11 protein-coding genes are annotated in these 11,946 nt (G+C 73.8%); 6 read left to right on the forward strand and 5 right to left on the reverse strand.

The features are described from left to right. Positions 1-60 precede the first annotated feature (60 nt). Together QM641_RS01145 and QM641_RS01150 are read left to right on the forward strand one after the other, a co-directional pair. Positions 61-855: an ABC transporter permease gene (locus QM641_RS01145; protein ID WP_415112601.1), complete on the forward strand. Its 795-nt coding sequence runs from the start codon at positions 61-63 to the stop codon at positions 853-855. Further along, positions 855-1,595 (forward strand): ABC transporter ATP-binding protein, encoded by a 741-nt coding sequence (locus QM641_RS01150; RefSeq protein WP_415112603.1) that lies wholly within the window; start codon positions 855-857, stop codon positions 1,593-1,595. The genes QM641_RS01145 and QM641_RS01150 overlap by 1 nt, the downstream gene beginning before the upstream one ends. A gap of 30 nt (positions 1,596-1,625) precedes the next feature. Here the strand turns inward: QM641_RS01150 and QM641_RS01155 are convergent, their stop codons facing one another. From QM641_RS01155 to QM641_RS01165, 3 genes are read right to left on the reverse strand one after another with little or no spacing between them, the layout of a single operon-like run. Further along, positions 1,626-2,633, reverse strand: a complete 1,008-nt coding sequence (locus QM641_RS01155; protein WP_415112605.1) for a glycosyltransferase — start codon at positions 2,631-2,633, stop codon at positions 1,626-1,628. An 11-nt stretch (positions 2,634-2,644) separates the two neighbouring features. Further along, entirely contained in the window at positions 2,645-3,976 is a 1,332-nt protein-coding gene (locus QM641_RS01160; protein WP_415112607.1) for an O-antigen ligase family protein, read from the reverse strand. Beyond that, positions 3,973-5,379 (reverse strand): O-antigen ligase family protein, encoded by a 1,407-nt coding sequence (locus tag QM641_RS01165; RefSeq protein ID WP_415112609.1) that lies wholly within the window; start codon positions 5,377-5,379, stop codon positions 3,973-3,975. Before QM641_RS01165 ends, QM641_RS01160 begins: the two co-directional genes overlap by 4 nt. A 58-nt stretch (positions 5,380-5,437) precedes the next feature. Between QM641_RS01165 and manA the strand changes: the two genes are divergently transcribed. The 4 genes from manA to QM641_RS01185 all read left to right on the forward strand — a co-directional run bounded on the left by manA (position 5,438) and on the right by QM641_RS01185 (position 11,367). After that, positions 5,438-6,583, forward strand: coding sequence for a mannose-6-phosphate isomerase, class I (gene manA / locus QM641_RS01170; RefSeq protein WP_415112611.1), 1,146 nt, complete (start codon positions 5,438-5,440; stop codon positions 6,581-6,583). Positions 6,584-6,729: 146 nt separating this feature from the next. After that, positions 6,730-7,050, forward strand: coding sequence for a WhiB family transcriptional regulator (locus QM641_RS01175; protein WP_415112613.1), 321 nt, complete (start codon positions 6,730-6,732; stop codon positions 7,048-7,050). Positions 7,051-7,117: 67 nt separating this feature from the next. Further along, positions 7,118-9,958 (forward strand): glycosyltransferase, encoded by a 2,841-nt coding sequence (locus QM641_RS01180; RefSeq protein WP_415112615.1) that lies wholly within the window; start codon positions 7,118-7,120, stop codon positions 9,956-9,958. Further along, positions 9,955-11,367 (forward strand): DUF5719 family protein, encoded by a 1,413-nt coding sequence (locus tag QM641_RS01185; protein ID WP_415112617.1) that lies wholly within the window; start codon positions 9,955-9,957, stop codon positions 11,365-11,367. Before QM641_RS01180 ends, QM641_RS01185 begins: the two co-directional genes overlap by 4 nt. A gap of 2 nt (positions 11,368-11,369) precedes the next feature. On the opposite strand, the gene QM641_RS01190 is transcribed toward QM641_RS01185, so the two are convergent. Then, entirely contained in the window at positions 11,370-11,810 is a 441-nt protein-coding gene (locus QM641_RS01190) for a metallopeptidase family protein (RefSeq protein ID WP_415112619.1), read from the reverse strand. A 9-nt stretch (positions 11,811-11,819) separates the two neighbouring features. Further along, positions 11,820-11,946, reverse strand: a 127-nt coding sequence (locus QM641_RS01195) for a hypothetical protein (RefSeq protein ID WP_415112630.1), incomplete at its 5' end; no start/stop codon positions are given.

Genomic DNA, 11,946 nt, shown 5'->3' on the forward strand with positions numbered 1-11,946 from the left:
TCGTGTCACCCGAACCCGCGCGGCCACGAGAGGGCGGATGCCGAGCCTAGACTCGACAGCGTGAGCACAGCGACCGTCGGCGCACCCGGCTCGCCCCGGCGCTACCTCCACTCGCTGTGGCTGCTGTCGGCGCGCGATCTGCGCGTGCGCTATGCCACCAGCGCGCTGGGGTACGTGTGGTCGGTGCTCGACCCGCTCGTGATGAGCCTCATCTACTGGTTCGTGTTCACGCTCGTGTTCCATCGCGACAGCATCGGCGCCGAGCCCTACATCGTCTTCCTCATGACGGCGCTCCTGCCCTGGGTGTGGTTCAACGCCGCGGTGACCGACTTCACGCGCGCGTTCCGCAAGGACGCGCGGCTGGTGCGCTCCACGGCCATTCCGCGCTCGATCTGGGTGAACCGCATCGTGCTGAGCAAGGGCGTCGAGTTCCTCCTCTCGGTGCCGGTGCTCGCGGTGTTCGCGGTGTGCGCGGGTGCGGAGGTGGGCTGGAGCCTTGTGTGGTTCCCGGTCGGTGTGCTGCTGCAGACGGTGCTTCTGGTCGGGATCGGCCTGCTCGTGGCTCCGTTGTGCGTGCTGTGGGGCGACCTGGAGCGCACGACGCGCCTGGTGCTGCGCGCTCTGTTCTACGCGTCGCCGGTCATCTACGGCATCGCAGACCTGCCCGGCATCCTCCCGCAGCTGGCCGCGCTGAACCCGCTGTCGGGCGTGTTCACCCTGTACCGGGTGGGGTTCTTCCCGCAGCTGTGGGATCCGTTCGCGGTGGTCGTGAGCGTCGTGGTGAGCGTCGGGATGCTGGGGCTCGGCGCCTCGGTGTTCCGCCGGCTCGAGAGCCCCGCGCTGAAGGAGCTGTGATGGCGGACCCTGTCGCGATCCGGGCCTCGGGCCTGGGCATCCGATTCCGGCGCAACCGTCGCGGGCGCCGGAGCCTCAAGGACCTCTTCGCGGGCGCGTCGCGCCGCAGCCGCCCGGACGAGTTCTGGGCGCTGCGCGACGTGTCGTTCGAGGTGCGGCCGGGGGAGTCGATCGGTGTGGTCGGCCGCAACGGGCAGGGCAAGTCCACGCTCCTCAAGCTCGTCGCCGGCGTGCTGCTGCCCGACGAGGGCGGCGTGGCGGTGCACGGCGGCGTCGCGCCGCTCATCGAGATCACCGGCGGGTTCGTCGGCGACCTCACCGTGCGTGAGAACGTGCGGCTGACGGCGGGGCTGCACGGGATGCCGCGCGCCGAGGTCGACCGTCGCTTCGACGACATCATCTCGTTCGCCGAGATCGCCGACTTCGTGGACACCCCGTACAAGCACCTGTCCAACGGCATGAAGGTGCGCCTGGCCTTCTCGGTGGTCTCGCAGCTCGACGAGCCGGTGCTGCTGGTCGACGAGGTGCTGGCCGTGGGCGACAAGGCGTTCCGCGCCAAGTGCTACCGGCGCATCGACGAGCTGCTCGAGGGCGGCCGGACGCTCTTCTTCGTGTCGCACAACGAGCGGGACCTGCGCCGCTTCTGCCGGCGGGGCCTCTACCTCGACAAGGGGCGGCTGGCGCTGGACGCCCCCATCGGCGAGGTGCTCGACCGCTACAACGCCGACCACAACGCGTGAGCGGATCCGCCCTCGGCCCGACGGCGCACCTCAGCGGTCGGCGGTGAGGGGCGGCATGGGACGCCACGTGGCATCCTTCGCGATCGTGCGTCCGTCGCGCAGGCCTCGGAAGAGGTTGCTGGTGCCGCGCACGGTGCGCTCGACGAACGCGAGCCGGATCAGCTCCTTGACGAAGGTGAGCGCGGTGCCCAGGCCGAACAGCACCGGCCGGTAGACCCCGAGGCTGCGGTAGTACTGCTTCATGTGGCCGCGGTTGCGCATGATGTAGTAGCGGTACGCGTTGGACGAGGCGTTCATATGGCGCACGCCCATGTCCCACTGCCGGATTTCGCGCGTGCGGCGCAGCACGAACTCGTTCACGATGACCGAGGTGGTCTGGCGTGAGGCGAGCCAGCCGTACACCTGGTCGTCCCAGTAGATGAAGAAGCGCGGGTCGGGCAGGCCGATCTGCGCGACGATGTCGCGGTGGATGAACATGCCCTCGAAGCAGCCCGAGTTCATCTCCTTGTACCCGGAGGCGTCGAAGCCCGACGGGGCGAACGGGATCGGGATGCCGAGGGGCTCGGCCACGCGGTACTGCCAGTAGAACTCGCTGCCGTCGTAGTCGTAGCGCCGGCCCTGGATGGAGCGGAAGCGCGGCGCCCACTTGCCCATCTTGGCCAGGCCGTCGGGGATCACCTCTACGTCGTCGTCCATGATCCACATCCAGGTGGAGCCGAGCTCGTAGGCGACCCGCATCCCCTCGCTGAACCCGCCGGATCCGCCGGTGTTGGTCTCCAGCCGGCGGTAGACGATCTCGCTGCCCAGCCGCTCGCGGAACGAGTCGACGACCTGCCCGGTGTCGTCGACCGAGGCGTTGTCGACGATCACGACCCGCCCGGGTTTGGGGTCCATGCGCTCGATGCTCTCCAGCAGGCGCGTGAGCAGGGCCGACCGGTTGTAGGTGACGACGACGATCGTGGCGGTGGCGGGGTCGAACGCCTCGCGCTGCGGGTCGTTCGTCGCGTGGTCGGCGACGGCGTCGGCGGAGGAGCTCATGGGGGGCCAGTCTACCGTGCCGGTCGGGGTGGAGCCGGGGCCAGGGGCAGGTCCGGCCCCGCGATGCGGGCGTCGAGGCGTTCTCGCCAGGAGCGGGCGTGCCCGGCTCTGACCGCGCAGATGACCAGCAGCAGCAGGCCGGGCCCGGCGAGGGTGAAGCTCTCGAACAGCGAGTCGACGAGCAGCGCCACCAGCAGCAGCGGCGTCCAGGCGTAGACGATCGAGCGGCGCTCGCTCGCGATCAGCCACGACCGCACGAGGGCGAACCCCGCCAGCGACAGGAAGAGCACCAGGCCCGCCCAGCCGAGCTGGAGCAGCACGTCGAAGTAGGCGCTCAGGGCGCTGGCGTGCCGCTCGCGGAGCATGTAGTTGATCGATGCGAACGGGAACTCCAGCTGCGCCCAGGGGCCGAACCAGCCGAAGCCGTGCACGGGCTCCAGGCGCACGTAGCCGAGCAGGTTCTCCCACAGCGCCGCCCGCATCGAGAAGTCGCTGCCGGCGCCGAGAAAGGCGATGATCGGATGCCGCGCCAGATAGGCGACCGCGAGCCCCAGCACCACCGTCCCGCCCAGCAGCCACTGCAGGCGGCTGCGGCGATCCGGCCGCGCGCGGCGGACGAGCGTGAGGGCGGCCGTGGCCGCCGTGACCGCCAGGGCCAGCACGCCCACCGTCGGGGAGTCCGACAGCGCGGCCGCCAGGCCACCGACGGCCACGGAGAACAGGGACAGCCCGGGGGGCACCGACTGCGTGCGGTACTCCACGAGGAAGGTGACCAGCGCCACGACGGCGACGAAGCCGAGGAGGTTGCGCGTGCCGAACAGCCCCTGGATGGGCCCGGCCTGGGCGATGTTCCCCTGGATGCCGAGGAATCCGAGCGGCAGGTCGAGGAGCACGCCGGAGAGGATCTCCAGGCCCAGCGAGATGGACAGGAGCCACCGCATGACGTCGCCGAGGGCGCGCGCGGTCTGCAGGGTGTCCCGGATGTGGCCGATCGTGACGCCCAGGAGGGCGATGCCGGCCGCCGACACCCAGCCCCACCAGCTGAGGGAGCGGTCGGTGCTCCACGCGACGCTGATGAGGGCCCACACGAGGAACAGGACGAGGGTGGACGGGACCAGACGCACCGGCGAGATCTCGCGGCGACGGACGAACAGCACCGCGACGCCGAGCACGCCCAGGCCCGCCACGATCGTCACGGCGGTGACGCGTCCGGCCATCCGCTCGATGGCGAACGAGGAGAAGACCGCGGCGAACACGGCGATCGTGTAGGCGCGCGCGAAGGCGGCCGAGGCCAGCAGCGCCCCCCAGCCCTCCCGTCCGGCCGGCGCCGCGGGCGCGGTCACGACGCCTGCCCGTCGAGTCGTTCGCCCTGCTCGCCGGCGAGCCGCAGCTCGGTGGGTCCGCGGCCGACCAGCGGCGCCTGCTTGATCTTGAACGCCAGCATGACCAGGAAGAACCAGCCCCAGCCCACGAGCGGCCCCGACTCGGCGACGCCCTGCATGACGAGCAGCGCGGCGGTGAGGGTCGGCAGCAGCGTGATCGGGGAATAGGGGCGGTCGGCCACGAGGTCCCAGCGCGGCCGGTCGACGGCGAAGAACCAGGAGCGCCACACGAACGCGAGGTAGGCGAACGCCATGACCGCCGCGCCCACCACGCCCAGCTGCAGCAGCACGTCGAGCCACATGTCGTGGGCCTGCATCACGGTCTGGCCGTGGTCGACGATCCAGCCGTCGAAGGCGGGGTCGGTCGGCACCCACGGGGTGGAGAAGCCCCAGCCGAGCACCGGGCGCTCCATGGCCCGCGCCCACACCGCCGCCCAGATGTCACTGCGGCCGGTGAGGTCCGACGAGCGGCCGAGGACGTCCAGGAGCGCGTCGCGCAGCGCCCAGACCGCGACGAGCCCGCCCGCCCCGACGAGCGCGAACGCGAGATAGTAGCGGGTGCGCTGTCCCGGACGGCGGGTCGTACGCATGACCAGCACCGAGACGAGAACCGCGGCCACGAACGCGGCGGACAGGAACGCGGTGGCCGACCCTGCGCGCACGAGCAGGTACGCGGACAGGGCGATCCAGCAGGCCAGCAGTGTGCGGCGCGGGGCGCGCAGGGCGAATCGGATGCCGAAGACGACGATGCCCAGCAGCGCCGCGTAGGCCAGCGCGTTGGCGTTGCCGAACAGGCCCTGGATGCGGCCGCCGTCGAAGAGGTTGTCGCGCGACCACAGCACGATGGGGTCGTCGACCGGCCCGTCGGGGCGGACGAACCCCGGGAGGATGGGACCTTGCCACACCAGCGACACCCACAGCTCGAAGACGATCGACAGGCCGAGGATCCACTTGAGCGCGGAGGCGGTGGCGCGCACGATCTCGCGCCACGTGAGCACCGCTGCGACCAGCATCGCCTGCAGCGTCGTGGACACCAGCAGCAGCAGGGTCAGCGCGGTGGCCGCGGGCCACGCCGACCACGCCAGCGAGGCGACCGCGAGGACGACGTAGGCCATGGCGAACCACGGGAGCCGGCGCCACTGCACGTCGGGGCGCAGCGCCAGCCACAGCACGATCGACACCAGCGCCGAGCCGACGACGACGGCCGCCGAGGCGACGGTCCCGAACGCCATGAGCCACGACGTCCCGCCCAGCGCCGCGGCGAGCAGGAAGATGCACCACCCGCGCAGCAGGAGGTGCGCCGAGGTCTCCCGCAGCGGCGCGGCCGGGGGCTTTGCCAGGGGGTGGCTCGTGTGCGCGGTCATCAGGTGATCAGGGTATCGCGGGGCCGGTTCGTTCCCGCGGGGAACGTAGGCTGGGAGGATGCTCGTGCCGCTGTCCAACGTCCCCCGCGACTACGCGTGGGGCTCTCCGACACTCATCGCCGAGTTGGCGGGGCGCGCGCCGTCCGGGCGGCCGGAGGCCGAAGTGTGGCTGGGCGACCACCCGGGCTGCCCGTCCCGCATCGAGGACGGGACCGGTCGCACGTTGGACGCGCTGCTGGCCGACCTCGGCGCCCCGCCGCTGACGTATCTGCTGAAGCTGCTGGCCGCGGCATCCCCCCTGTCGATCCAGGTGCACCCCTCGAAGGAGCAGGCCGCCGCCGGCTTCGCCCGCGAGGAGGCGATGGGGATCCCGCGTGATGCCGCCGAGCGCACCTACCGCGACCCCAACCACAAGCCCGAGCTCATCGTGGCGATCAGCGACACGTTCCACGCGCTCGTGGGCCTGCGTCCGCTCGCCGCGACGCGACGGCTCGTGGCCGCCCTCGGCGGCGGTCCGGGGGCTGCGGCGCTGCGCGGACGGCTCGAGGGCGACGACGAGGCCGAGGTGCTGCGCGGCGCGCTGGGCTGGCTCCTCTCCGGCGACGCGCGAGTCGAGGTCGCCGACCTCATCGCGGCGCTGGAGACCGCCACGAGCACCGAGTTCGCGGCCGAGCTGGCCACGGCCAGGCGTATCGCGGCGGCGAATCCCGGCGACCCCGGGGTCGTGGTCGGTCTCCTGATGAACCTGGTCGCCCTGCGCCGGGGGGAGGCGCTGTTCCTCGATGCCGGGATCCTGCACGCGTACCTGGACGGGCTCGGGGTGGAGCTCATGGCCGCCAGCGACAATGTGCTCCGCGGCGGGCTGACGCCCAAGCACGTCGATGTGCCGGAGCTGATGCGCATCGTCGACCCCCGCCCGGCCCCGCCGCCGCGGCTGCGTCCGCGGGGGGAGGGCGGCGCCGCCGTGTTCGACCCGGGCATCGACGACTTCGTGCTCACGCGCGCGACCCCCACCCCCGAGCGGGAGGTGCGCGTCGCGCTGCGGGGACCGGCGATCGTGGTGGTCACCGCGGGGGCCGTGCGGGTGTCCGGCGCGTCCGGCGCCCGCTCGCTGACCCCGGGCGGGGCGGTCTTCGCGACCGCCGACGAACGCGTGCTCGTGGTGTCCGGGACGGGCGAGGCGTTCGTCGCGCAGCAGGGCTGAGGTTCGATGCGACACGCCGTGCCGCGTCAAGAAGGTTCAACGCGGGCTTGAGGCTTTAATATTCGCGACTTGACCGGAGCGAATGACAGCGGTGTAATTAGCTGAGTGCGCGGAACCGCGCGGGGGTTTAGCAGGTGGGAGAGCACATGGTCGGTTACCGATCCGGCGTGCCCGACAACTGGTTCGTCGATCCGGTCAATCTCGGTGTCCCGGGGGTGCGTCGGCCGGTCGAGGCGGACGAGGACAGTGTCCTCGCCTGGCAGAGCGACGCGCTGTGCGCGCAGACCGACCCCGAGGCGTTCTTCCCCGAGAAGGGCGGCTCCACTCGCGATGCCAAGCGCATCTGCTCGTCGTGCGATGTGCGCGCGGAATGCCTCGAATACGCCCTGCAGAACGACGAGCGCTTCGGGATCTGGGGCGGGCTCAGCGAGCGCGAGCGCCGCAAGCTCAAGCGCCGCGCCGGCTGAGCGGATCTGGCCGAACCGCGCGCGGATGCCGGGTGCACGGCAGGTGCGCGCCTAGGCTGACCACGTCATGCCCGCCAGAGTTCACGCGCTGCTGGTCGTCCGCCCCGATGGGCGCACGCCCGCCGACCTCCACCTGGAGCGCACCCTCGCGGCGCTGCAGGCGCAGACGCGACCGGTCGACGCGCTCACGATCGCGCTGTGCGGCACCGACGAGCGCCTGCGCGAGGTGGTGACGGCATCCGCCGCCGAGGGAGTGATCGCCATGCCCCGCGGCGCCGGCTACGCCGACGCGGTGCGCGCGGCGACCCACCGGCTCGACGGCGACGCGGTGTGGCTGCTCGCGCAGGACACCTGCCCGGAGCCGGACGCCCTCGCCGGGCTCGTGGCGACGTTGGAGACGGCGCCGTCGGTGGCCATCGCCGCCCCGAAGCTCGTCCGCTGGAACGACCCCGGCCGCCTCGTGTCGCTCGGGGTGAGCGTGACCCGATTCGGGCGCACCGTGCGCCTCGGCGACGGCGAGCTCGACCAGGGCCAGCACGACGCGACGCCCGACGTGCTCGGTGCCGACGTGCGGGGCCTGCTCGTGCGCGCGGACGCGTGGCGCGCCCTCGACGGACTCGACCCGGCCCTGACCGGAGCCGACGAGGGGCTCGACCTGAGCATCCGCGCGCGGCTGGCCGGCTTCCGCATCGCCCTGTCCCCGTCGGCGCGGGTCGGGGTGGCCGGCGACGGCGTGGCAGGGGTCCCGGCCTCGAACGATCCGATCCCGCGCATGCGCCGCTGGTTCGCGGTGCGCTCCGCGCAGCTGCACCGCAGGCTCGTGTACGCGCCGGCGGCGGTCGTCCTGCTGCACTGGCTGTCCTTCCTGCCGCTGGCGGCCTGGCGGACGCTGCGCGACCTGCTGACCAAGCAGCCCGGACGGATCGGGCCGGAGTGGGCGGCCGCCGTGGTCGCGATGTGCCGCGTGCCGGCGGTGCTGCGCGCCCGCGGGCGCATCCGCCGGACCCGCCGCACCTCGTGGGCCCGGCTCGCCGGGCTGCGGGTCAGCCGCGCGCAGCTGCGCCAGCACCTCGACGCCGAGGACGGCGGCGACGACGCGCACGCCGACGACCTCGGGTTCTTCTCCGGCGGCGGGGCCTGGGTGGTGCTGGCGGCGCTGGTGGCCTCGGTCGCGGCGTTCCCCGCGCTCCTGGCCTGGCCGGTGCTCGGCGGCGGCGCGCTCGCGCCGCTGCGGGCCACCGTTGGCCGACTGTGGGCGGATGCCGCGTACGGCCTGCGTCCGCTCGGCTGGGAGGTCGCCGGCCCCGCAGACCCGTTCAGCGCGGTGATCGCGGTGATCGGGAGCCTGTGGCCGGGCGAGCCGTCCCGTGCGCTGGTGATCCTGTGGGTCCTCGCCCTGCCGCTGGCCGCCCTCGGAGCCTGGTTCGCGGCGACCCGGGTGACCGCCAAGCCGGTCCTTCGCGCCACGGCGGCCGTGGCGTGGACGCTCGCCCCCGCCTTCCTCGCCGCGCTCGTGGACGGACGGCCCACCGGCGTGCTCGTCCACCTGCTGCTGCCATGGCTGCTCTTCACCGGGGCCGTCGCGCGGCGGTCGTGGAGCAGCGCGGGGGTGGCTTCGCTGCTCGCCGCCGCCGTGCTCGCGTGCGCGCCCTCACTGGCCCCGGCTCTGGTGGGCCTGTGGGCCGGCGCGATCGTGCTCGTCATCGTGTTCCGCCGCGGCCAGGGCGTCGCGCACATCGTGTGGCTCCTGGTGCCCGCGCTCGTCATCGCCGCCCCGCTGGTGTGGCGCCAACTGCGGTCAGGCAACCCGTGGAGCCTGCTCGCCGACCCCGGCGTGACGTGGGCGGGCCCCCAGGTGGCCGCCGACGTCGGCGGGCGCGCCCTCCTGGCGGCGGGCTTCCCGACCCCCGACCCGGGCGGATGGGGACGCTTCCTCGGCGACGCGGGCGCGACGTGGTGGGTGCCGCTGCTCGTGGCCCCGGTGGTGCTCCTGGCACTCCTCGCCCCGTTCACCGTGCGCCGGCTGGCCGCGGTGTGCCTGCTCGCGATGGCTGCGGCGGGCCTGTCGACCGCGTTCGTGGTCGTCGGGATCTCCGTCGCCGCCGACGCAGGCCAGCCCGTGGCGCTGTGGCCCGGCCCCGCGCTGAGCCTCGCGTACGCGGGGATGATCGGTGCGGCCGCGGTGACGCTCGACCTGCTCTCCCCGGTCCCGGCGATGCGCACCGCCGCGGCATCCGTGGTCATGCTGGCCCTCGCCGCCAGTGCCGTCCCCGCCCTCACGGCCTCCTCGCGCGGGGCGGCGGAGCTCACCGGCGGGGCGGTCAGCACGCTGCCCGCCTATGTCGCGGCGGAGGGGCGGGACTCTCCCGGACAGGGCACGATCGTCATCACGCCGCTGTCCGGCGGCGACCTGGAGACCTCCGTCGTGTGGGGCGACAGTGCGACCCTGGGCGGTCAGACGACGCTGCTGGCGGCCCGCTCCGAGCCCACGTCCTCCGACCTCGCGACCGCGGAGGTGACCGCCGCCCTCGTGACCGGATCCAGCGGCGACGTCGTCGCCCGGCTGGCCGAGCACGGCATCGGCTTCGTGCTGCTCGCCCAGGCGCCCGGCGGCGAGACCGACGCGGCGCGCGCCGTGCGGCTGGGCGCGGTCACCGCGATCGACCAGCGTGACGGTCTCGACGGCGTCGGCGAGACCGATCGCGGTACGCTGTGGCGCGTCTCGGTGCCCGTCGCCGCGCGTGCCGCCCTCGAGCCCGACGCGCGCGTCGTCGCCCGCTCCGCAGCCCTCCTGCAGCTGGGAGTGGTGGGCGTCGCGCTGCTGCTGGCACTGCCCACGCGGGCGAGCCGGGCCGTGGCCCGGCGCACCACCCGCATCGTCGGCGCTCACCCCGAGGAGCTGAGATGAGCAGATCGAAGGGGTGGGTCGGGGCGACGGCGCGCGTCGCGGGGGGCGTCGTGGTCGCCGCAACGTTCGTCGTGGCGATGGCCGGGGCGGTCGTCGTCCCGTGGCCGACCCACCGCGCCGAGCCGCCGGCGGTGACCACGCTCCCCGAGCCCGCCGACGCCGTCGTCGCGTGCGCCGGATCCCTCCTCACGCTCGGGCGCGACGCCGCGAACGCGACCGGGCTCGCCGACGCGGCCGGGGTCGACCTCACCGCGGCGGCCGCCGCGGGCGCGGAGGTGACGCAGAGCACGCTCGCCGCGTCCGATGTGCCTGCGGGAACCGGACCGACGGCCTTGGTCACCGCACCGCACGACGGGGCGCGCACCGACGTGGCCGCGGCGCAGTCGGTGACGGCATCCGATGCCGACCTGCGCGGATTCGCCGCCTCGGCGTGCACGCCGCCGCTCATGGAGTCGTGGCTCGTCGGCGGGTCGGCCGCCACCGGCGCCGCAGACCTCGTGCTGCTGTCCAACCCGGGCGAGGTCGCCGCGCTCGTCGACCTCACCGTCTACGGGGTCGGCGGCGGCACGGTGCCCAGCGCCGGACGCGACATCGTGGTGCCGCCCGCGTCGCAGCGCGTCGTGCCCCTCGCCGCGCTCGGGCTCGGGGAGAAGAGCCCCGTCGTCCGGGTCAGCGCGACCGGCGCTCCAGTGCAGGCGGCGCTGCAGGCCAGCGTCACGCGCACCCTCGTGCCGGGCGGGGTGGAGCAGGTCGGGGTGGCCGCCGCGCCGGCCTCGGTGCAGCTGGTGCCCGCCTTCTCGGTCACCCGTGCCCCCGGCGAGCCGGGCGCCTCGGACATCATGACGCTGGCACGCCTGCTCGCCCCGTCGGCGGATGCCACGGCCACGGTCACGGTCACCCCGGTCGGCGGCGGGTCGTCCCCGATCGAGCCGCTGTCGGTGCCTCTGACCGCCGGAGCCCCCCTGGAGCTGGAGCTGGAGGGCCTTCCGATCGGCTCCTACACGGCGCGCATCGAGGCCACCGCTCCCGTGGTGGCGGCGGTGTGGTCGGCCACCGGGTTCGTCGCCGGGTCCGACTTCGGCTGGTACGCGGCCACCGAGGCGGTCGCGGTGCCGAGCCTGGTCGCCGTCGCCGACGGGGCCTCTCCGGTGCTCACGATCGCCAACCCGGGCGAGGCGCCGATCTCCGTGGGCCTGGTCGATGCGGCAGGGGCGGGGGCGACGGTCACGCTGCAGGTCCCCGCGCATGGCGCGGTGCAGCGGTCCGTCGCGGCCGGTGCGGTGTACCTGCTGGTGCCCGACGCGCCCGTGCACGCGAACGTCGCCTACGCGGGGGAGGGCGCGCTCGCCGCGTACGCCGTGACGCCGGCCGACACCGCGGCGCCCGCGGTGGTCGTCCACCCCGGTTAGGTTCAGAAGAAGCGGAATCTCTCCGGACCGAGGTCCCACGGGTCGCGGTCGAGGTACTCGGCGGCGGCGCGGAAGACGCAGCTCTCCACCATCATGCGGCGGTGCATGTCGTCCTGCCGGTGCAGGTGCGAGAGCCGCTCGATCGGCAGCCGGTACAGCACGATGCGGCGTTCGTCGGCGAAGACGCTCCACCGCGGGATGCCGTCCTCGTCGGGCCCCGCCGGCATCGCGGCGGTCTCGAACCGCACGTCGCGCAGTTCCGGCCAGGCGCTGCGCAGGAACTCGACCGTGCTCCCCACGGCGAGCTCGAAGCGGTCGGCGCGGGTCTCCAGGGGCGGCAGCGGCGGGCGCACGACGGGGCTGCGCCCTTCGCGGCCGTGCGCGCCGTGCCGCGAGGCGCGTGCCGGACGGGCCGGCGTCCTCCGCGGTCGGCGCCTGATCATGCCCCCAGCCTATGATCTCCCCCTCCCCGCGAGGGTGCTCGTTCCGCTCGCGAGGGTGCTGGTTGCTTCCGCGAGGGTGCCCGTTCCGCTCGCGAGGGTGCTGGTTGCTTCCGCGAGGGTGCCCGTTCCGCTCGCG

The organism is Microbacterium sp. (assembly GCF_047605725.1).
Taxonomy (GTDB): Bacteria; Actinomycetota; Actinomycetes; order Actinomycetales; family Microbacteriaceae; genus Microbacterium.